Below are 21261 nucleotides of genomic sequence, written 5' to 3'. Positions count from 1 at the left end.
CCTTCAGGATGCACCTGTTCGGGTTTGCGACGGTTTGGAGTACTGCTCTGTGATCGCTGATTACTAACACGAGAGCACTCTAGGATTACCTTAACGACATCCGCCGCCAGACCGGTTCGGAGATCACTGTAACGAAGATCCATTTTCATGAATTCTACTCGAACGGTATTCCATTGCAAGTCGACATACTCTCGGAACGGCAGCGAGAGATATTCAAACTAGTCCGTGCCCATAACTTGTTGAGTACACGAATCGGTTCCTCGTCGGCGAGAACCCATTAGACGTTGAACGGCTGTTTCGGTATATCATTCAGGAAATGTCTGGACACGGCGGAACGACCGGAAAAGTCGTCACGGCCGCCTCAGGGATCGAGATCGCACTGTGGGACGCCGCTGGCAAGATCCTTGGCGTACCGGTTTACCAGCTCCTCGGCTCCCGTTACCGCGATCGGGTCAGAATCTCCTGTGACTGCCATGCCGGCGAAGCTTACTCAGTGGACGATAGCGGATTCACGGAGTATGCCGACGCGGAGGCGTACACACCCGATGCATATGCCGCCGAAGCCGAGCGCGTTGTCGACATGGGGTTCGACGCGATCAAGTTCGACTTTGATATGGAGAGCGACAACGAACCGGACCCGTATAACGGCCGCTTGACCAATGCTGCGCTGGACGAGAAAGTAGCGGTCGTCGACGCCGTCCGCGACGCGATTGGCGACGAGATTGATCTTGCCTTCGACTGTCATTGGGACTACACTGTCGAAAGCGCAACTCGACTCGCGCGCAAACTCGAGCCGTATGACCTGCTGAGGCTCGAAGACGTCGTGCCGCCGAGGGAAACGGGGCACAGCGTGAAGTCGCTCGGCGAACTGAGACGCCCTTAGCGACCGGTGAAAACCGATTTCGCATCCACGAACTGAATGACCTGATCGACGAATACGCGGTCAACGTGATCACGCCGGATCCGACTACCTGCGGCGTCCTCGCAGAGTCGAAACGCATCGCCGAACGGGCCGAGAAGCGATATATTCCCTTCTCACCGCACAATGTCTGCAGCCCCGTCGGCACTATGGCCTGCATCCACCTCTGTGCCGCAGTCCCCAACGCTGACGTCCTTGAATACCATGCCCTTGAGGTTGACTGGTGGAACGACCTGCTCGAACGCGACGAGCCGCTGATTGACAGCGGCTATATCGACGTGCCAACCGAGCCGGGACTAGGGATTGAACTGGACGACGAAACCGTCGACGAACATCGACTCCCTGGAACCGACAGCTTTGACTAGCAGTTTCTAGCGAGAGAATCTCGGCGATCAGCAGACCACCCGTTCTCTTACGGTGGTTGTTGACCTCCACCTCCTGAACAAATAGAGACTTTTCGTCCTCTAGTAGGCTTGGTTGTGTTCAGATATGCTGGTCCATGCGAATGTGACCATTTGGGATGAATACTTTTGCTGACGCTCAGTGACGCATTTTATTGACTTGCTATCCAGAGCCTCCGGTCGCTGGCATCCGTTCAGGGCGCACTCGTTGAACCATCTACGCGTACGGGAGCGAGGAACAGAAAGAGGAGTGGCTACTAGCGCTTAGTCAGGGAGAGGTTGTCGGATGTTTCGGTCTTACTGAACCCGAATATGGTTCGAACCCGTCGGCGATGGAAACTACCCCGGGGAAGGACGGCGATGGCTACGTCCTTAACGGCTCGAAGACTAGATCACGAACTCGCCGATCACCGATATCGCGGTCGTCTGGGCTCGGGACCGGTCGACCGAGGGGAGCCCTGTCCATGGTTTCCTCGTCGAGACTGACCGTAACGGTGTCACGACGAGTAAGATTACCGAGAAACTCTCCCTTCGCGCCTCGATCACGGGCGACCACCACCAACCGTAGTGGGGATTGTCGAATCCCTACCTTTTGGATCGACGACGGATCAAACCGATCAGTGTAGGTGAAAGACGTAACGGTAGTGAGAAGCGGGATTTCAAATCTCCCAGTTTGCTAAATGCTACTATGATAGCTCTGGAAGTCCCGGTCTTGGATAGTGGCTCGGCAAAATTCCTCCCTTTCAAACATTGGTGGCAGAGAAGCTCTTATACTCCTTGGAGGGTTGTCTATCATGTCTGCGATCGGGTATCCCCTCTTCATAGACTCACCAGTTGGCACCGATCTGTTCATGGTAATTGTAGTCGGTGTGCCGGGTCTCATCCTCGTCACTGGCGGATACTGGTTAGCTCGGTCAGATATCCGGTCTGAAGTCTACTCTGTTGTCGTCAATTGATGTCTTGGCGAATTGGAGTCATGTTTGCTCTTCTCGCTCTCACGGCCCTTGCTGTCGGATTGAGAGACCCAATCCAGAACACCCTCACCGTAATTGGGAGCATTTCTAGGTTCGCTGCGGGCATCCACGATGCACGGGCTAAAACGCGCGAACTCGAGCTGGAAGAAACAGTCGAACAACTCAAAACCTCGAACGAACGCCTCGAGCAGTTCGCCTATGCTGCATCTCATGATCTCCAAGAACCGTTACGGATGGTGTCTACACACTTGCAACTGGTTGAGCGTCGGGCTGACGATGAACTGTCCGATGAAACCAAAGAGTATCTCGAGTACGCTGTAGATGGGGCCGACCGAATGCGGGAGATGGTCCAAGGACTTCTGGAATACTCCAGAGTCGAGAGGGAGGGAAAGCCGCTCGAATCAGTTGACCTGGATGTGATTGTCGAAGATGCCTTTGAGGACATGCAAATGAGGATTGACGAAAGCCAGGCTGAGGTCGTCACAGACCCTCTCCCTCGGGTTCGAGGCGATGCGAATCAATTACGGCAGGTTTTCCCAGAATCTGGTGGATATGCCATCAAATACAGCGGGACGAACCGCCACGGATTACCGTCTCTGCCGAACGAAACGGAACGATGTGTGAGGTCTCGGTCCACGGCAATGGGATCGGGATCAATCCCAAGGATCAAGAGCACATTTTCGGGTGTTCGAGCGACTGCGCACTCCCGATGAGTACCCTGGAAGTGGGATCGGACTTGCCGTCTCTAAACGGATTACTGAACGCCATGGTGGCGATATCTGGGTCGAGTCTAAGCCGGGTACGGAACGACGATCACATTCACACTCCCGTTAACGCGTACAACGGACAATGACTCTTCTTCAGTTGATATCTCTCGCATCGAGAGACACTGACAGCGAAGCTATCCTGTAAAAACACCCCGCCACTTTCAGTCATACTTCAATCAAAGACCGCTGCTTGCACGAGAGTCATAAATCCGTCGGGATCAGCAGGTTTGGTGATGAAATCGTCCAAAACGATCTCTCCTCGATCGAAATAGGTATCTTTCTCTCGTGTACTTGTGACGATAATTACTCGAATGTGATCGAGAACAGGATAGTTTCGGATTTCGTTAGTGAGCAATAGTTCCGTGATATTAGTTGTATAAAAGAGAGGGTTTCAACAGAGATAAGGATGAAGAGTGAGGCGGAACGATCTTTGAGTGGTCAATGCTCGAAACCGCCCGCCTCAACGGAGGTAGCGACTGCTTCGAGTTAGAGTCTGTGGAGCGAGAGGCGACACCCGTGCCCGCGATGAAGCTCGGTATCCGACTCCATCTGGCTAAATAATCACTTTTAGATACTTTCTCTATTCTCGGTATTTTGGGTGTCGATCGCTGTCGCTCAACCGTGCATAACTGGGTGCAGAAGGCAGATCTATAGCCGCTCGATGGCGCAAATCCGGATCACGTCGCGGTTGACGAGACAGTGATCCAGCTTAATGACGAGCAGTTCTGGCTGTACACAGCGGTCGATCCCAACACGAACCGCTTGCTGCACGTCAAGTTCGCTCCGACGAGAAATCAAGCGGTAACCGAGATGTTCCTTGCGGAACTCTGCGAGAAACATCTCGTCGATGACGTGCTCTTTCTCGTCGATTCTGCACCGTGGCTGCAAGCGGCACTCCATCGACACGGCCTCGATCACAGATACGAAAAACATGGTAATCGGAAACAGTGTCGAACGTGTCTTCCGAGAATTAAAACGCCGAACCAACCAGTTTTCAAACTGCTTCAGCCACGCCCAAGTAAACACCGCCGAAAATTGGCTTCAAGCGTTTGTCTTCGCATGGAATTAGCTAATCTGGACACTACCAGCTAACCAAACATAGCCTTCTTTATCACTCGTCCATAAGTGCAAATAATGTCACATATTCCTCAAATGTCGGACACGTTCATTATTTCAATTGCACTCAAAAATCGTCTTCGAAAGGGAGTTAGTCTATATAATGCGTTTGCAGGACTGAAGCATCCATTTGACTTTCCAGATGACCAATATCCAGAGTGGCATCCTGCTCCGTATTCGTTTCGCGGAATGGTCAAACTCTTCTATTATCGAGAAATTACTGGAGAAAGCTATCGGTCACTGACACGCCAACAAGAACTTGCTGACTTGTTCAATCTAGAACGAATACCTAGTGAGTCTGTCCTCTCACGGGCCTGGCGGAATCGCCTTGATGAGGCGGGCCGCACCTTCATCACCAATGGGGCTCACGATCTGGTCTGGTCAGTTCATGATGCGGAGTTCTCTGCTCCTGAAGTACGTCCATTACAGGAGATTGAGCCATCCCTCAACGAACCGGGCGACAAGGAATCTGAGAGTGAGCCCACCTTTACCGACATTCAGATCACCCGGACGACTCAGCTCGCACGTGATCATGCATTTAACGTATTTGACTCTGATAGAGTTGAGAACGCAACCTACAGCGATAATCGCTTTTTTGAACTTCAAACATTCATTGGAATGTCTGGGTGTGGGACGCCACAGGGAACAAATCGATTTCAACTTCGCCGGGGCAAAGAATACGGTCCCCACGGTGATACCCATCTTCGGACAGTCAAGCAATTCGATCCCAAGAATCTACTAGATGGATTTCAACAGGCAACAGGATGGCTCCTCTCAGTAATTCAGTCAGAAGTTTCATTCCGCCGTCCAGTCACCGTCGCGATCGATATTACGACTATTCCATACTACGGCGATGTCTCGGAGATGGGAATGGTCAGCGGGGCAAAAGATGGCGAAGGAAAGGTGTTCAAGTTTGCGACGCTCTCGATTGTTGGTCAAAATATTCCAATCATACTTGCCGTCGAACCAGTTCGTGAGAGTTCAGAATGGGATGATAATCCACCTATCCAGACTCATCGGGTTGTCCGCAAGCTTGTACGCCAAGCCCAGGAACACCTCCCGATCGAAACAGTGCTTTGTGATGCTGAGTTCGACTCAAAGAACGTGTATCAGACGTTATCGAATCTAGGTGTGAACTATCTCATCCCAAAGCGAACGTTCGGTACAGAACGAGAAGCTATCGATACAATGGAAGCTGATGGGCAAGATGTTGCTGTTGAGTCTGTCTCTGTTCACGTCACCCATGGATCACACGCAATGCGGTTTCTCTACGTACCCTCAACAAAGGGAAGTGGGACAGCAGTGTTTGCAACGAACGTACCGGTCGGTCCTGCGGAGGCTGAAGCGTTCTGTCAACGATATAGTTCACGTTGGCAGATTGAGAACGAGTATAAGAGTATCAAGAACGACTTCTTAGCAAAGACTTCCTCAAAAGACTACCGTGTGCGCCTGTTCTACTTCGTATTCGCAGCACTTCTCCACAATATCTGGCGACTCACTGATTTCCTATTGAAGGCCCAGGTTGACCCGGAAATTGACTATGCACCTGTCCTGACAGCAGGAGAGTGTGTTGAGTTGATTTCTTCTGCACTGATTCCTCCTGACTAACGTAAGGAGGGGCCTCGGTTTGCTTTTCCGTGAGTGGAAACACTCTCAGACGCCGAGTTTTTGGAGCGGTTTCCGCACATTTCTGACCTTCTACTCAGCGATCCATTCTGACCACGAACTAGATCGGTAGATACGTGCCGAATTTATTCGAATATCGCCCCGAAATAGTGTGTGGCCGATATTTTGTATAGCGCTATACGATTCATCGGATTGTCGCCACCTATCGTACCTATACTGCTTATCTTGTTTGTCTACACGAGACAAGTTGGTAAGCGGTACTATTATGTAACTGTCAAGAGTGGCGAGACATAGGAAAATGAGAGTCTTAGAATCCACCCAGACCGGAGAAATACGCCTTCTCGAGCGGGTGAGCCCATGAGCCAACAGGAAACGATCAACTGGTCTCATAAATCCCTCGAGGACCTCAAGTCGTTCTGGAACGCCCACATTGAACCGGATCTCGCACGTGACGGCCTCGATCTCGATACGCGACCGACGTACGAGGAGATCACCGAGGTGGGCTACTCCGGGATCGCACGCACGCTGCGCGAACACCACGATCTCACGCTGTCTCAGTTCCTCGCGATGGTTGGCTATCCGAACCCCGATTCGGATGTCGACGACAGCTACAACTGGAAGATCGACGCCGAAACGACAATTCGCGAACTCGAGTTGTACCTGACGACCTATCTCGATCGGTCGGGACATTCGGACAGTACGATCGCTTCGAAGCGCTCCCGACTCGCTCGGTATGTTCGGACCTATGCGGACCTGTACGACTCGGCTCCGATTGTCGAGCGCGTCCGGGAGGACGAGGTCCCCCGGCGTGACGAAAAGCAGCGGGTTCGAGCCGTCTACGATACCTTCGATGCCGAGCTCTCGAGCCCCGAATCGAAGATGAAACACACGACTGACGTGCGTGTCTTCTACAAGTGGCTTGAGATCGACCGTGATGCCCCCTACAATCCGGCGCTCGGCGCACCGCATGAAGATAGCTGGGCGAAGGAAACGCCGGATGACGATGATCGAGACCCGCCTGCGATCGACGCGGAACACGTCCAGGCGATGGTCGACATCTGCGAGTCGGTGGAGGAACGCTTGCTGATCATCGCGACGTGTGCGTGGGGGCTCCGGCGCGGGGAGGTCGCGGCGCTCTCGATCGACCAGTTCGAACCGACGAACGACCAAGAGTACTTCGATCTCGATGCCGAGGACCCACGAATTGTCTTTGGCGACGAACGGAAGAACGGACCAGGGCGTGTCTCGGTCCAATACGGTCTCGAGACGCTCGCTGATCGGTGGGAAGAACTCGCCGAACGTGACCAGTGGAATGGGTATCTCTTCCCGAGTGTGTCCGCTGCAAGCGGTCACCGGACACCAAATACGATGACGGAGCGATTCAAGCGGTTGGCTGATCGAGCCGGTGTGTCTATGCGCGAGGAGACGCCCACTCCGCAGTATGGCCGGCGGTTCTGGTATCGGACGTACGACGACGCTGTCAAGCGACTCGCGAATCGCGCAGAAGCCTTTGCCGAGGATCAGGGCAGTGACGATCCCCACGTCGTCGTCACGAACTATTTCGGCGAAGAGGAGGCCCGGAAACGGCGGCGTGAGTTTATGGGGAATCAGTTAGCAGCGGCGTTCGGGGATGAATAGCACCACAAGTCTACTGGCAGCCTCATCGTCGCCTTCCAGCCTTGGAATATCCACCTGGTTTATGTGTTCAGACAGTAAGTTCAGTTATAATGATGGATGGTTCCAATGGGGATGATACAGCGTCTGAGATGGAATTTCCTGATCCGGACCCACCGCTGCTGATTGATGATGGTCGTCTCGCTATCGCTGACGGGTGGGAGGAAACCGAATTCGAACAGGGAGAATACGGACCTGACCAACAGTCTGGTGTGAGCGCCCGATTTGAGTCTGACTCTGATACGATCGAGGTGATTCCGATCGAATTCGATCGGATGGGGAATACGGAAACGTTCGAGGCTCTCACCGCTGATATGGGGGTGCGTCAAAGTAGCCCCGAAATCGACGACAAGCCCAATGTTGGACCACGAACAGCGTTTGCAGTGCATCTGAGGTACGATACATTCAGTTCGTGGGATAGCGAATACTACACGATCACTAGTGACGGGGAGGATGCACTCGCGGTCGCGTGCTGGCTGACGAATGCGGAAGTTGTAGGTGGGACGGGTGAACTGTACGATATCGTCGAGATCCACAATGGGGAGACGCCGGACTATGACCCACGGCCAGACGAAGATCGTCTCGAGGGCGTATTCGCCGACAAACCAGGCCGATGTCTTCTGAGTGGCTCACCTACGCAGAGTCACGAAGTGGCGATCCCATTCCGGTACGCGCCGCTGTTTGACGGCTATCCAACTACCTACCAGGACGTGCCAGCGATCCCAACGACCGTCGGCAGTTTCCGAGCGGTCGTTTCCCACACGGCATGGACTGAGAACGAGCTTGCCGAAGATGTGTTCCAATCACGACTCGAGCGAACGGCTGCAGGAGAGTACGGGCTCGACGAAGACGTGATCGAAGTAGTCAGCGGGTTCTCAGCAGAGGATGTTGCGCTGAATCAGCTGGAAGACGAATAGTAGTCAAAACCACGGCAAGTTCCTTCATGAGTAGACAGTATCCTACGACCAATACCGAATCCGGTCGGCTAATTACGGACGAGCCCAATAATAGAACCGTCTCACTGTCGAGGTAAAGAGTAACGATTCGGATACCAGCAATACTCATCATTCAGATACGACATATCCACTAAAATGCCACCATCATCTGATTCACAAACCGACTACATTGCGATTATCGATCAAGACGAAGTAATCGACGAAGTTCGAGATATCGCCGTCAAGTATGACCCATTAAACCGCTCCGGTCGCGAGGGATTTCACGTCACTGACGATGGGGAACTCCACATCGACGACGCGTTGGTGATGAACGAACACAAACTGATTGAGAAGAAGATCCCGAACGATGCGATCGAAATCGTTCCCTTACCGTCTGCAACCGGTCAACTTGTCCACCAGTATGGGGAGAACGGGTTTCGCCTATACGAACTTCCAGCACCCGAAGATGGGTCGATCGTCGGTCTCCTCGGTCGCAACGGAATCGGAAAGAGCACAGCACTCCAACTTATTGCCGGTAAATTGCGCCCGAATTTCGGCGACTCAAGCGAAATTGCGGGCTGGGATGACGCAATCCAAGCATTTCGGGGGACAGTCCTACAACAGCATCTCGAGCGACTCCGCAACGACGAGGTGACAGCGGCATACAAGCCACAGCGAGTCGATCTTCCCTCCTCTATAGAGGACGAGACTGTCCGTGAACGTCTCGCGGCTCAGGAAAACCGTACTGAGGATATCGTAGCCACGCTCCAACTGGACGCGATACTGGACCGACCGATTACCGCGTTATCCGGCGGTGAACGACAACGCGTTGCGATTGCAGAGACGCTGGCGACTAACGCGGATCTCTATCTGTTCGACGAGCCATCGTCGTTTCTCGACATCGAACAGCGACTAACGGCCGCTCGGACCATTCGAAACCATGTCGAAACGACGGATACGGCCGCAATTGTCGTCGAACACGATCTGGCGACACTCGACCTTCTTTCGGATTCAATTCACGTGCTGTACGGTGAGCCCGGTGGCTTCGGTGTCGTCTCACAACGACTCTCGACCCGCGACGGGATCAATCAGTTCCTCAAAGGACGCCTCACAGAGGATAACGTTCAGATCAGACCGAACGCCATCAAGTTCCCAACTGGAAGTGATCGTTCGGCAAGCGGTGAAAATGTGATACTCGAGTATCCCGCTCTCAAAAAACAGTTCGACGAGTTCACGTTGACCGTCGAGCCAGGACGGATTCACAAACACGAGGTACTCGGAATCTGTGGCCAAAACGGACTGGGAAAGACGACGTTTGCGCGACTCATTGCCGGTGGTCTGGAGTCGGATGAGGGGTCAGTTCCCGATAATGTAACCGTCTCGTACAAACCGCAGTACATGTCCCCGGATGATTCGGGGACTGTTCGAGATCGCTTCGCGATGGTTACTGATGTCCATTCACGGGCGTTCCAGTCCCGAATTCGGGACCCGTTCGACCTTGAACCGCTGTTCGATCAGGCACTTGAAGATCTCTCGGGCGGGGAATTACAGCGAGTCAGTATCGCACTATGTCTTGCCCGTGATGCCGATTGCTATCTCTTGGACGAACCGTCGGTATTCCTTGATGTTGACCGACGCGTTTCCGTCGCGTCCCAGATTCGCCGGTTTGCCACGCGAACCGATCATCCGGTTCTCGTTGTTGATCACGACATGTTCCTGATTGACCGGATCGCTGATCGACTGCTCGTTTTCGACGGTGTTTCCGGTAAGCATGGACATGCGAGTTCGCCACAATCGCTGCGAGATGGCATGAACGAGTTCCTCTCATCGATCGAAATCACATTTCGTCGCGACGAACGGACTGGCCGCCCCCGTGTCAACGATCCAGGAAGCCAGCTTGATAAAAAAGGAAAGGAAAGTGGCGAATACTACTACACAGATCACTGAAACACGGGCCGTCTGTATCGTCTTCATTACCGTAGTAAGGCCACAGGTGGAGGTCTGTGCAAACCTCCACCTGCTCGAGGAGCAGTTCGTCGATATCTCGTCGAAAGAGCGTGTTAGTGATTCGTTCGAGACGGAACGGCTCGAACTTCGTCCGCAGATGGTAGAGGATCGTATTCGGTGATGGCGAGTCCTGGCTGAAGTTGCATAGCGTAGAGATCGAGGTCTCGTCGGCGCTACCGCCGATGAGGACCACATAGATGTCTTTAACATCGACTTCAGCATTGTTAGCAAGGCTGAGATAAACTTCCTCGTCAAGCTGATTGACGAGGAAGTCAAGAAGCTAGTCCTCGTGGATCCCACTGTCTTCTTGTTGGGTTTTATATATACCTTCAACAAGCAGACGGTCTAATTAACCGGCTTTGTGAGGTACTGATCCTAGTTGTTTCCCTTATCCGCGTTTGATTCAGCCTTTGAGAGACGCTCGAGTTCTCGTTCGAGCGTGTCGATTAGCTCTTGGGCCGTGTTGCTAATCCGGCCAAGCCGGTTAGAGATCACCTCGGGATCGTCACCGTTCCACGCCGCAAGGTAGAACGCTGATCCGCTCATATCCAACTCGAAGTAGCGCCCCACAACGTACGCAACGGCTTCGGCTTCCAGCTCGCGTTTTGACCGCTCATCACGATCCTCAATATCAAAGTGCAACAAGGCGTGGGCGAACTCGTGGATGAGTGTCCCAGCGAGATCCGCTTGGTTGTCTCGATCTTTCACTTCGACTTGTGGGTGCATGGTCATCGGACACCGCTGTTTACAGACACCCTTTGCCTCTCCATAGGTCCACTCGTCAGAGGAGACAATCTGTGCGTCGACATCCAACTGCTCTGCACTCTCGAGGAGGGCTGGCACCAGATTACTGGCATCACCATATGCTTCGGTTTCGAGATCAGGAAGCGGCTCTCCGTCGGTCTGCGAGACATCGAAGACAGCAGTCGGTTTGAACCCGACAAGCCCTTTCGACCACTCCTCGGATGGCGTTTCGTCGTACTCACAGCTACTGTCCTCGTGGTACGACGCCGAGTTTCCGCATTCGGGACACTGTTTCGTGATGATTGGCGCCCAGATCCAGATCGCGCTCTCGCCTTCCTGGACGTAGCGCTCGAACTCGTTTGCCCACGTGTTGTACCCTGCAACGCGGGTTGCGTGGGGACACTGCTGTTTGATCAGGAGCGTATTTCGGTACGAATAGTCGTGGAATTGACTCTGTACGTCGAGCCAGGCTTTGAACTCTTCACTGGCCGCAGCGTCGTCGACGAGGTCCACGAGGTCGTCAACCCACGTTTCGATCGTACTGTTCATCTCGTCGCTGCGCGTCTCGGTGTCGGTGAACGAGGCTGTTCGCTCTGTGGTCACTGCCATTAGAATCACTCGTGTTGACGCTCTTACCTACTCGAAAGCGCCTCACCCCTCTCAGGGGTACAACAACACCACCGTGCAGTGTCGTCACTTCTGACGGGGGATTAGCACCGGAGTTGAACACCTCCAAAATCCACGTAAGTGCGCGGACCAAGCCGTCGATCTTCTATTCCTCTGCGTTATCTGAATCTGAATCAGTAACGTAGAGCATGTCGTCGACCAGATAGAGATATCCACAATCGATTAGCCGTTAGAGCGAATACTCCGCGTTAGCTTCCCCAATCACCTCTGTGACGATGAGTATTGTCGCCTTCTCTTTCGTCAGCCTATTGTCGCCGCGACAGATACGGGATTTGAGTTGCTGGTAGACCTCGAGACTCCAGTTGGGCAGCGGAGGACGCTCATCTCAATACGTTGCGTATTTCGTTTTGGTTCTCCGAGCGTAGTAATAGGCTTGTGCCACGACAGCTCGTCATTTTTGGTGAACCGGATGCTGTGGTTCTCAGTGCGACGGCGATCAGGAAATCTTCGCAACGATCGTTTAGAGGTATCACTGTCGTTGGCCGCGTCATTATTTATAAAATATAGGTGGTTGATCGAGATTAGAGCGAAGCGCGTTCAGCTTGCGACTCCAGATAAGATACCAGTTCATCAAACTGGTCCTCGAGGTTCTGGATGCTGCGGAGCGAGCGTTGTATATCCTTTTTAACCGTTCGCTCAGTCCACTGCGCGATGCTCTTCTCTTTACAGTCCAGATATTCACTGGAATTCGTATCCGATAGAGGGCTCACAGCATCCGTCATTTCAGGACACTCAATAGACTCCTTTGGGTACTTGATATCATCCGGATCTGGCACCGCGGCTGCGCTCGCTGATACCAGACTGATGAGAAGAACCGTGGCAAGCGCCAGGAAGGTAGCCCGGCGCATATGTTTTCTTTTGGTCATAAACGACCGAATGAGGGTATATCGCCGCCCTGTATAAACGTACGTCAGACGTACGTACAATATCTGAAGTATGTCGCGTCTGAGTACTATATAGGTTCATTCTCGAATCAGCCCTAACTGCAGGAAGACGGACTACTTGTATTATCTTTGAGATGATCGTCCAGAGGCATGCCGTTGGCCGCATCATCCGTGATAAAGCCCTATTCGTGGGTATCGTTTCTCTGCTTCTTTTCGGCGCTTTCGCTCCTCGCGCCACCGGAGTATTTGTACAGCCAAACTGAGACTGAGGATTATAATTTCGTTCATCCTATCTAAGGGGTACTCACAAGTGAACTCGGAGTATAATCACACAGTTTGATATAAATATTTACATCTTAATTAAATATGCACGTGGAATGATTGCTACGCAACCTCAGGGGATATTTTTGATATATGGTTTTATTTCAACTTAGACAGAGGAGAAACCACACCAAGTAGAGTACGAGTCGCTCAGTAACTAATCGATTCCAGACCCTCTGCGTCGCGTGATTCAACCGAAGGGTGTAGTAGTGCATGAAAATGACAATAGCCGAGGGTCGTGGAAGCGAATCCCAAACTCTTCTTACGACAGTTTGAGGGTCCCATCCGAAGAGATTGTTACGTCATACCCTCGGTACCGGAACGAAACGTGTCCGCTTCGGACCGAGTCGTCAGCAGCGGTCGGTTCAAACAATCGGTCCAGCGCAGCAGGATCCACAACGTCGTTGAGCGGTGGCTCGAGGGTAATCGGGGAGACATCTTCCGCGTCGGCAATCGCTTCAAGGACGCGTAGGCTCGGCTTTGAGCGCGTTGACTCGGTGGCAGTCATGGATTAGACGAGGAGCTGAATGTCGGATTCAGCCATGTGTTGCAGCGCGGTGGCCGCACCGACGCCAGTGGTGACGCCGTCGTAGAAGTCGTCCTCATCATAGTCCATCAGTTCGATCGTCATCTGACACGCCTGCAGATCGACGCCGCTCTCGAGCGAGAGGTCGATCAGTTCCTCGATGGTGGCAGTCCCGTTGTCGTCAATCTTCTTCTGCATCATCTTCGTGGCCATCTTGTCCATGCCTGGCAGAGCAGCGACGGCGTTCGGGACCGGCATATTCGGGTTGCCGACGGCGCTCAACTTGAGGTCCGTCGACTTCTCCTCGTGGAGGATATCGAGCCCCCAAAACGTGTGGAAGACGACAACCTCCCAGCCGAAGGCGGCCGCAGTGCTCGCGAGGATTAACGGTGGATACGCCATGTCGAAACTCCCCTGTGTCGCGACGATGGTCATCTTCTTCTGATCGTCGCCAGTGTCCACCGCTGCCATCGATTCTTCCAATTCCTCGACGCGCTCGCGCAGCGCCTGTAACTCGGCGGCGTCGACGTCCGGATCGGCGTCGTCGACTGCCGTCGTTGGGTTATCCGTGCTCATTATTCCGTTTTCTTCACGTAGTGAGTGTACAAATCGTCCTCCTCGACCTGCTCGAGGAGTTCGACGCCGTCGGTGCCGTCGGCCCACCCCTGAATGTCGCTCATGCTGCCCGAGTCAGTCGCGACGACCTCGAGGACGTCGCCGGCCTCGAGATCGTCGATCGATTGCTTGGTCTTCACGATGGGCATCGGGCACGACTGTCCTTTCACGTCTAGCGTCTCCGTGGTCTGGTATTCCGAACTCATAGTTTCGTTCTGGCCCCGTATTGGAGCTATCATACAATATTGGGCGCTCCCATATAAGGCCTCCGGTTATTGCACAATACACGAACACCCCTAGTCCTGAGGAGGATAAAATAACTAGTTAGTACCGCCTGCATACGCGTATATAGAAATCATGAGGCTGTATTTGGCTAGCCTGTATTGTAGATAATAGGAATTACTACACAAACCCTTAAGTGCCAGTAGCCGATACTGGGAACTGTACAACATGGACGATATGGATCTTCCAATGCCGGACGTCGAGATCGAATCGGTCAGTCCAGACGAATTGAAGGGGAAAATCGACGCGGGCGAGGATGTCACACTCCTCGATACCCGCATGGAATCGGAGTACAACGAGTGGAGGATCGACGGGGAGACCGTCGAATCGATCAACATCCCGTACTTCGAGTTCTTGGACGACGAAATTGACGACGATGTCCTTGCACAGATTCCCGATGAGCGCGAAATTACGGTTCTCTGTGCGAAGGGCGGCTCGAGCGAGTACGTCGCTGCACAGTTGAGAGAGCGCGGCTACGACGTCGACCACCTCGAGGAGGGGATGAACGGCTGGGCGCGAATCTACGAGCGCGTCGAGGTCGAGCGCTACGACGGCGCGGGGACGCTCTACCAGTACCAGCGTCCCTCGAGCGGCTGTCTCGGCTACCTCATCGTTGACGGTGACGAGGCGGCCGTGATTGACCCACTGCGTGCATTCACCGACCGCTATCTCCAAGATGCGAACGAACTGGACGCCGACCTGAAGTACGCAATCGACACGCACATCCACGCGGATCACATCTCGGGGATCCGCGACCTCGCCGATGAGGGCGTCGAGGGCGTCATCCCCAAGGCGGCGGTCGACCGCGGTATCACCTACGCCGACGAGATGACTCTCGCAGCAGACGGCGACGAGTTCGAAGTCGGTGCTGCCACGATCGAAACCGTCTACACGCCCGGACATACCTCCGGGATGACCTCGTACCTGATCGACGACTCGCTGCTTGCGACTGGCGACGGCCTGTTCGTCGAGAGTGTTGCCCGCCCTGACTTAGAGGAGGGCGACGAGGGCGCAGAAGACGCCGCACGCCAGCTCTACGAGTCGCTGCAGGAGCGCGTGCTGACCCTGCCTAACGACACGCTCGTCGGCGGGGCTCACTTCAGTGACTCCGCCGATCCCGCCGACGATGGCACCTATACGGCACCGATCGGCCAACTCGAAGAAGAGATGGACGCTCTAACGATGGACGAAGACGAGTTCGTCGAGCTGATCCTCTCGGATATGCCGCCCCGTCCGGCCAACTACGAGGATATCATCCTCACGAACCTCGGACAGCAGGAGGCCAACGACAAGGAAGCGTTCGAACTCGAGCTCGGCCCGAACAACTGCGCGGCCAGCCAAGAGTCGCTGGCGGGTGACTGATCACCGTGCTCGAGATCGCACTGTTCGCCGAACTTGCCGCCCCGGGTCAGGTAGTGCCCGCCGAGCCGTTTCCCAACGGCATCTCCCGGTACGCTATCGGTGGACTGCTCGTCGGCCTCGGCGCGGTCGTCATCTATCTCGGGACGGGGATCGCCGCGGGCGCGAGTACGTTCCTCGAGTCGACGCTGTCGTACGTTTCGGATCAGTCACGGTTCAAGCAGTACCGCGGCTCCCGGGACTGGCGCGTCGTCTTCACGCTCGGAATCATTCTGGGAGCGGCGGTCTACGCCGTCTTCTGGCAGGGCGGGACGTGGACAACCGACGTCCAGCCCTGGCGGTTGCTGCTCGGTGGCGTCCTCGTCGGGATCGGGACGCGCGTCGGGAAGGGTTGCACGTCGGGCCACGGCGTCTGCGGCGTCGGCTCGGCCTCGAAAACGTCGATCGTCGGCGTGATCACGTTCCTGACGGTCGCGATCGTGACCGCCCAGATCGTCCAGGCAATGGGGGTGAGTCCGTAACATGAGCTGCGAGACGCTCGCGTCTCGAGACGGCGAACGGGGAGGTGACGACCCGTGAGCAGAAATCGCCATCCGCTGTTCATGCCGCTGATCCTCGTCGGCGGTCTGATCTTCGGCTTCGGACTGGCGTACAGCCACATGGCTCGGCCGGAAGTCGTGCTGGACTTCCTCCAGTTCGACGACCTCGGCCTGCCGTTCGTCATGTTTGGCGCCGCGATCGTCTCCGGGATCGCCTTCGCGATCATGCCCCGGATTCGCGACAGCGCACCGCTGACGGGCGACGTGTACCGTCGACGGCTGAAATCGTTCGATCGAAACGTCCTGATCGGCGGCGGGATCTTCGGTGTCGGCTGGGGGCTCTCGGGGATCTGCCCCGGCGCGGCCTACGCCAGCCTCGGGATCGGAAACGTCGCCATCCTGTGGGCGCTCGTCGGCATGTTCGCCGGCGCCTACCTGCAGGGGGTCTGGCGCAGCAAGCGCGCCGCGGCCGACTCCGGTCCAGCGAGTGCTGACTAACACCGTTCGAATTTCGCACCTCGAGAACTGAAACGGAGGATTTTCGTACACTAATGGAACCTACAACGATACTCCTGTTCGCAGCGGCCGCGGTCGCGAGCCTCTTCATGGCGTGGGTCATCGGCGCCGGCTCGAGCGGCGCGACCCCGTTCGCCCCGGCCGTCGGCGCGAACGCGATTCCGACGATGCGCGCGGCGTTTCTCGTTGGCATTCTCGGCTTCGCTGGCGCGGTGACGCAGGGCGGAAACGTCTCCGAAGCCGTCGGCAGCGGCCTCGTCGACGGGATCAGCCTCCCGGTCAGCGGCGTCATCGTCGTCCTGCTGATCGGTGCCGGGCTGATGGCGATCGGGATCTACACGGGGTATCCGATCGCGACCGCGTTCACCGTGACCGGGTCGGTTGTCGGCGTCGGCCTCGCACTCGGCGGCGATCCGGCCTGGGGGAAGTACGCCGAAATCGGCGCGGTCTGGGTCCTTACACCGTTCGTGGGCGGGGGAATCGCCTACGGTCTCGCCAGTATCCTCCCGCGAGCTGATGCTCCTGAGGACGTCACCGTTCCGATTCTCGCCGGGATCGTCGGCGTCGTGGTTGCGAACCTCGAGTTCTCGTTCCTCGCGTCGGTCGGGGGAACACTCGCTGCCGCCGGGACCACGCTGGTTCCCGTCGACGGCGTCGCCGCCACGATCGTAATCTCCCTCGGCTTCGGGACCATCGCCGCGACTGTCGTTCGCTGGGACGTCGGTCGCGACGAGGCCGGCGGGCTGCGCCGGTTCCTGCTCTCGCTCGGTGCGCTCGTAGCGTTCTCGGCAGGTGCGAGTCAGGTCGGACTGGCCGTTGGACCACTGTTCCCGCTGCTCGAGGAGCTGCCGACGGTGTCACCGATCGTGGTGTTGCTCGGCGGCGGCGTCGGGATCCTCGTCGGTTCGTGGACGAGTGCGCCCCGAATGATCAAGTCAATCTCGCAGGAGTACGCGTCGCTGGGACCGCGACGATCCATTTCGACGCTCGTCCCCTCGTTTCTCATTGCACAGACCGCGGTCCTGCTCGGGGTACCGGTCTCGTTCAACGAGATCATCGTGAGCGCGATCATCGGCAGCGGACTCGCGGTCACCGGTGGAGACGGCGTCAGCCCCCGAAAGCTGGGATTCACCGTCGCCGCTTGGATCGGATCGTTCGTCCTTGCGTTCGGGCTCGGCTACGTATCGATGCTCGTCGTTCGGTGACGGCACCGTCCCGTTCGAGAAGGTGGCCTTATACTGCTTCGCCTTTCTAGCACGGACAATGACACCCTCTCCTCGTTCGGATGGGAACTCGACGGCGGACGCTGCCATCCGACAGCAGAGGCTCGTCGCAGACCTCGGTCGCCGGGCGTTCGACACGGACGATCCGAACGAGTTGATCGACAGCGCCGTCACGGCGGTCAGTGACGTACTCGAGGCCGAGTTCGCGACCGTTCTCGAATCGGCTCCGGGCGACAATCGGTTCCTGATCCGCGGCGGAGACGGGATCAACGACGATCGCATCGGAACGAAGACGACTGCATCCGGTCGCAATACCGCACACGGAACGGCGCTGACGGCGGACGACCCCGTCGTCGTCGACCTCGAAACCAGCGATCGGTTCGACCGGCCGCCGTTTCTCCCCGACCGGACGATCAGCAGCGTCATCTGCGCCAGTATCGGCTCGACAGAGGGGCCGTGGGGCGTCCTCGCTATCTACACGACGACGGACGCGTTCGACGACTCGGACGCGGCGTTTGTCCAGAGCGTCGCGAACGTCCTCGGTTCGGTCGTCGATCGGGAGCGAGCGAACCGGCGCAGAGACGCGGAGGCGTCCCTCAAGGACAAGATCGTCGAAACGAGTCCGATCGGCATCACGATCGTCGATACCGATGGCGAGATGCGCTTCGCAAACGATCGCGCCGAAGAAATCTTCGGTCGTAGCAAAGAGCGGATCGACGAGTTGCGGTTCGACGATCCCGAGTGGGACGAGATCGGTCCCGACGGCCATTCCCTTTCGTCGGCGGAGTTGCCGTTCTCCCGGATCCTCGAGTCCGGCGAACCGGTGTTCGATCAGGTCAGCGGGGTCTTGCGGCCGGACGGTCAGCGGGTGTGGCTCTCGATCAGCGGCGCGCCGCTCTCCGACGGTGACAACGACGAAATCGACGGCGTCGTCTTCGCGATTGAGGACATCACCGATCGGTTCGAGCGTAGTCGAGAGCTCGAGCGGTACGAAACGGTCGTCGAAACGGCCCACGAGGGCATCTACGTTCTCGACGAGGAGCGTCGGTTCGAACTGGTCAACGATTCGTTCGCCGACCTGACCCCGTTCTCGCGGGCGGAACTGCAGGGGCGACACGCCTCGACGGTGTTCGGCGAGGAGTTCGCCTCCATCGAGGCCGAACAGTGGAGCGACGGAAGCGAGGGGAAACCACCGATGTTCGAGGAGACGATCGACGCCGGTCCGGACGAGACCCGGACGGTCGAGAATCGATTCGTTATTCTGGACGAGGACGGCGACGAAACGCGGATCGGTGTGGTCCGGGACGTAACCGAGCGCAACCGGATGGAGGCGGCGCTTCGAGAGCAGGAACGCCGATTCAGAACGCTCAGCGAACACCTCGAGGAGGTCATCTGGTTGACCGACGCGGACCCCGCGGAGTACGTCTACGCGAACCCCGCCTACGAGGACGTCTTCGGACACGACCGCGAAAACCTGTACGACGACGGGCTCTCGTGGCTCGAACTCGTCCACCCGGCGGACCGAGACCGGGTCCGCGAGGCCTACACCGCACTGCCGGACGGGCGGTTCGATGAGGAGTTTCGGATCGTCAGACCGAACGGCGAGCAGCGGTGGATTCACGCCCGGGCGGTCCCAGTCACCGACGACGACGGGACGGTCCAGCACATCGTCGGAATCGACGCCGACGTCACGGCGCAGAAAGAACGCGAGCGGAAACTGGAGAAGTATCGAACGATCATCGAGGCGATCGACGACGGCGTTTACACGGTCGACGACGAGGGCCGATTCACCGTCGTCAATCGGGCGTTCGCCGAACTGACCGGCTACGACCGCGAGGAACTGCTCGGCGCACGCGAGTCGCTTGTCGTCGACGACGAGGTACTCGAACGCGCTCAAGCCGTCGCCGACGAGTCGAGCGCGACGAAACTGGAGGCAACGATCCAGACGGCCGACGGCGAGGCGGTCCCCACCGAAACGGCGGTGACGACCCACGTCGCCGAATCCGGGACGTACCGCCGGATCGGCGTCGTCAGGGACGTCACCGAGCGGCTCGCGTATCAACGCAGGCTCGAGGAGAGCGAACGGCGCTACCGGACGCTGGTCGAGAGCTTCCCGAACGGCGTGATCACGATGTTCGACGAGGAACTCCGGTATACCTTCGCGGACGGGCAAATCCTCGACGAGATCGATCTTCCCCCCGACGAACTCGAGGGAAAGACGATCCACGACGTCTACCCCGACGAACTCGTCACCGAACTCGAGCCGGCGCTCCGGTCCGTCTTCGGCGGTGAATCGACCGAAACGGACGTCTCGTTTCGCGATCACATCTGGAACGTCCACATCGTTCCTGTCAGGGACGACGATGGCGACGTGTTCGCGGGGATGCTCGTCGCGGTCGACGTCACCGAGCGCGACGAGTACAAACGGAAACTCGAGGAATCGAACGAGCGCTTAGAGCAGTTCGCCTACGCGGCGAGCCACGATCTACAGGAGCCGCTGCGGATGGTCTCGAGCTACTTGCAACTGCTCGAGAGCCGTTACGGCGACGACCTGGACGGGGAGGCGACAGAGTTCCTCGAGTTCGCCGTCGACGGCGCCGAACGGATGACGGAGATGATCGATGGGCTGCTCGAATACTCCCGGGTCGATACGCAAGGGGAGTCGTTCGAGTCGGTCGACCTCGACGAACTGCTCGACGAGGTCCTCGACGACCTGCAGTTCCGGATCGAGGAGACCGGCGCGGAGATCACGGCGGAATCGTTGCCGACCGTTCGCGGCGACGCCAGTCAGTTGCGACGGGTACTTCAGAATCTCGTCACCAACGCGATCACGTATAGCGGCGACGAGCGGCCCCGAATCGATATCGAGACGGGACGGCGCGGACGGCAGTGCTTACTCTCGGTTCGGGACGAGGGAATCGGGATCGACCCCGACGATCAGGACCGGATCTTCGAGATCTTCCGGCGCTTGCACACGCACGAGGAACACGAGGGAACCGGGATGGGACTGACCCTCGCTCGGCGGATCGTCGAACGGCACGGCGGCCGCATCTGGGTCGAGTCGGAACCCGGTGAGGGATCGACGTTCTCGCTCACGCTTCCGCTCGCGTGAGACGCGGGCGGACCGCTCACCGGACGGGCTTCCA

General features: G+C 56.7%; 16 protein-coding genes and 4 pseudogenes. 14 read left to right on the top strand and 6 right to left on the bottom strand.

The window, feature by feature from the left end; all coding sequences use genetic code 11:
• Window positions 1–235: 235 nt before the first annotated feature.
• From HYG81_RS38990 to HYG81_RS38955, 9 genes and pseudogenes are all read left to right on the top strand, one after another.
• Window positions 236–1284, top strand: a pseudogene (locus HYG81_RS38990) (mandelate racemase/muconate lactonizing enzyme family protein); the annotation flags it as partial.
• Between the two features lie 210 nt (window positions 1285–1494).
• Window positions 1495–1873: pseudogene (locus tag HYG81_RS38985) on the top strand (acyl-CoA dehydrogenase family protein); the annotation flags it as partial.
• A gap of 423 nt (window positions 1874–2296) precedes the next feature.
• On the top strand, window positions 2297–3007 hold the full coding sequence (locus HYG81_RS38980; protein WP_340674440.1) for a sensor histidine kinase: 711 nt from the start codon (window positions 2297–2299) through the stop codon (window positions 3005–3007).
• Window positions 2979–3128 carry an ATP-binding protein gene (locus HYG81_RS45570; RefSeq protein ID WP_340674439.1) on the top strand — a complete coding sequence of 50 codons (150 nt, stop codon included), beginning with the start codon at window positions 2979–2981 and terminating at the stop codon, window positions 3126–3128. The genes HYG81_RS38980 and HYG81_RS45570 overlap by 29 nt, the downstream gene beginning before the upstream one ends.
• Window positions 3129–3502: 374 nt before the next feature.
• Window positions 3503–4130: pseudogene (locus HYG81_RS38975) on the top strand (IS6 family transposase).
• A gap of 65 nt (window positions 4131–4195) precedes the next feature.
• Window positions 4196–5785, top strand: coding sequence for a transposase (locus HYG81_RS38970; protein ID WP_226777552.1), 1590 nt, complete (start codon window positions 4196–4198; stop codon window positions 5783–5785).
• A gap of 375 nt (window positions 5786–6160) precedes the next feature.
• Window positions 6161–7441 carry a site-specific integrase gene (locus tag HYG81_RS38965; protein WP_226777551.1) on the top strand — a complete coding sequence of 427 codons (1281 nt, stop codon included), beginning with the start codon at window positions 6161–6163 and terminating at the stop codon, window positions 7439–7441.
• Window positions 7442–7530: 89 nt separating this feature from the next.
• A complete protein-coding gene (locus HYG81_RS38960; protein ID WP_226777550.1) occupies window positions 7531–8394 on the top strand; it encodes a hypothetical protein in 864 nt (287 codons plus the stop codon).
• Between the two features lie 174 nt (window positions 8395–8568).
• Complete coding sequence (locus HYG81_RS38955; protein WP_226777549.1) at window positions 8569–10359, top strand: ribosome biogenesis/translation initiation ATPase RLI; 1791 nt, start codon at window positions 8569–8571, stop codon at window positions 10357–10359.
• Between the two features lie 7 nt (window positions 10360–10366).
• On the opposite strand, the pseudogene HYG81_RS38950 reads toward HYG81_RS38955, so the two are convergent.
• The 6 genes and pseudogenes from HYG81_RS38950 to HYG81_RS38925 form a co-directional block, all read right to left on the bottom strand.
• Window positions 10367–10744 (bottom strand): annotated as a pseudogene (locus HYG81_RS38950) (ISH3 family transposase); the annotation flags it as partial.
• A gap of 50 nt (window positions 10745–10794) precedes the next feature.
• Window positions 10795–11772: an ImmA/IrrE family metallo-endopeptidase gene (locus HYG81_RS38945; RefSeq protein WP_226777548.1), complete on the bottom strand. Its 978-nt coding sequence runs from the start codon at window positions 11770–11772 to the stop codon at window positions 10795–10797.
• A gap of 599 nt (window positions 11773–12371) precedes the next feature.
• Window positions 12372–12698 (bottom strand): hypothetical protein, encoded by a 327-nt coding sequence (locus HYG81_RS38940; protein ID WP_226777547.1) that lies wholly within the window; start codon window positions 12696–12698, stop codon window positions 12372–12374.
• Between the two features lie 619 nt (window positions 12699–13317).
• A complete protein-coding gene (gene ddfA / locus HYG81_RS38935) occupies window positions 13318–13563 on the bottom strand; it encodes a DdfA family disk-determining factor (protein ID WP_226777546.1) in 246 nt (81 codons plus the stop codon).
• A 3-nt stretch (window positions 13564–13566) separates the two neighbouring features.
• The gene (locus HYG81_RS38930) at window positions 13567–14157 is read right to left on the bottom strand and encodes a DsrE/DsrF/DrsH-like family protein (RefSeq protein ID WP_226777545.1); all 591 of its coding nucleotides are present in this window, start codon (window positions 14155–14157) and stop codon (window positions 13567–13569) included.
• Window positions 14157–14402 carry a sulfurtransferase TusA family protein gene (locus HYG81_RS38925; protein WP_006111093.1) on the bottom strand — a complete coding sequence of 82 codons (246 nt, stop codon included), beginning with the start codon at window positions 14400–14402 and terminating at the stop codon, window positions 14157–14159. The genes HYG81_RS38930 and HYG81_RS38925 overlap by 1 nt, the downstream gene beginning before the upstream one ends.
• Window positions 14403–14646: 244 nt before the next feature.
• On the opposite strand from HYG81_RS38925, the gene HYG81_RS38920 reads away from it, so the two are divergent.
• From HYG81_RS38920 to HYG81_RS38900, 5 genes are read left to right on the top strand one after another with little or no spacing between them, the layout of a single operon-like run.
• Window positions 14647–15840: an MBL fold metallo-hydrolase gene (locus HYG81_RS38920; protein ID WP_226777544.1), complete on the top strand. Its 1194-nt coding sequence runs from the start codon at window positions 14647–14649 to the stop codon at window positions 15838–15840.
• A 5-nt stretch (window positions 15841–15845) separates the two neighbouring features.
• Window positions 15846–16358 carry a YeeE/YedE family protein gene (locus HYG81_RS38915; RefSeq protein WP_226777543.1) on the top strand — a complete coding sequence of 171 codons (513 nt, stop codon included), beginning with the start codon at window positions 15846–15848 and terminating at the stop codon, window positions 16356–16358.
• Between the two features lie 54 nt (window positions 16359–16412).
• Complete coding sequence (locus HYG81_RS38910) at window positions 16413–16874, top strand: DUF6691 family protein (RefSeq protein ID WP_049904790.1); 462 nt, start codon at window positions 16413–16415, stop codon at window positions 16872–16874.
• 53 nt (window positions 16875–16927) lie between these two features.
• A complete protein-coding gene (locus HYG81_RS38905) occupies window positions 16928–18097 on the top strand; it encodes an inorganic phosphate transporter (RefSeq protein ID WP_226777542.1) in 1170 nt (389 codons plus the stop codon).
• 58 nt (window positions 18098–18155) lie between these two features.
• On the top strand, window positions 18156–21227 hold the full coding sequence (locus tag HYG81_RS38900) for a PAS domain S-box protein (RefSeq protein ID WP_226777541.1): 3072 nt from the start codon (window positions 18156–18158) through the stop codon (window positions 21225–21227).
• Window positions 21228–21261: the final 34 nt, after the last annotated feature.

The organism is Natrinema zhouii (assembly GCF_013456555.2).
GTDB classification, from domain to species: Archaea; Halobacteriota; Halobacteria; order Halobacteriales; family Natrialbaceae; genus Natrinema; species Natrinema zhouii.
Note: the sequence above shows the minus strand (reverse complement) of the source record. Positions and strands in the feature narration are given on the sequence as shown.

What these genes read in the sequence shown, in the direction of transcription:
- HYG81_RS38980 (WP_340674440.1), top strand. Translation starts at nt 2,297, where the DNA reads ATGTTTGCTCTTCTCGCTCTCACGGCCCTTGCTGTCGGATTGAGAGAC.
- HYG81_RS38970 (WP_226777552.1), top strand. Translation starts at nt 4,196, where the DNA reads ATGTCACATATTCCTCAAATGTCGGACACGTTCATTATTTCAATTGCA.
- HYG81_RS38965 (WP_226777551.1), top strand. Translation starts at nt 6,161, where the DNA reads ATGAGCCAACAGGAAACGATCAACTGGTCTCATAAATCCCTCGAGGAC.
- HYG81_RS38960 (WP_226777550.1), top strand. Translation starts at nt 7,531, where the DNA reads ATGATGGATGGTTCCAATGGGGATGATACAGCGTCTGAGATGGAATTT.
- HYG81_RS38955 (WP_226777549.1), top strand. Translation starts at nt 8,569, where the DNA reads ATGCCACCATCATCTGATTCACAAACCGACTACATTGCGATTATCGAT.
- HYG81_RS38945 (WP_226777548.1), bottom strand. Translation starts at nt 11,772, where the DNA reads ATGGCAGTGACCACAGAGCGAACAGCCTCGTTCACCGACACCGAGACG.
- HYG81_RS38940 (WP_226777547.1), bottom strand. Translation starts at nt 12,698, where the DNA reads ATGCGCCGGGCTACCTTCCTGGCGCTTGCCACGGTTCTTCTCATCAGT.
- ddfA (WP_226777546.1), bottom strand. Translation starts at nt 13,563, where the DNA reads ATGACTGCCACCGAGTCAACGCGCTCAAAGCCGAGCCTACGCGTCCTT.
- HYG81_RS38930 (WP_226777545.1), bottom strand. Translation starts at nt 14,157, where the DNA reads ATGAGCACGGATAACCCAACGACGGCAGTCGACGACGCCGATCCGGAC.
- HYG81_RS38925 (WP_006111093.1), bottom strand. Translation starts at nt 14,402, where the DNA reads ATGAGTTCGGAATACCAGACCACGGAGACGCTAGACGTGAAAGGACAG.
- HYG81_RS38920 (WP_226777544.1), top strand. Translation starts at nt 14,647, where the DNA reads ATGGACGATATGGATCTTCCAATGCCGGACGTCGAGATCGAATCGGTC.
- HYG81_RS38905 (WP_226777542.1), top strand. Translation starts at nt 16,928, where the DNA reads ATGGAACCTACAACGATACTCCTGTTCGCAGCGGCCGCGGTCGCGAGC.
- HYG81_RS38900 (WP_226777541.1), top strand. Translation starts at nt 18,156, where the DNA reads ATGACACCCTCTCCTCGTTCGGATGGGAACTCGACGGCGGACGCTGCC.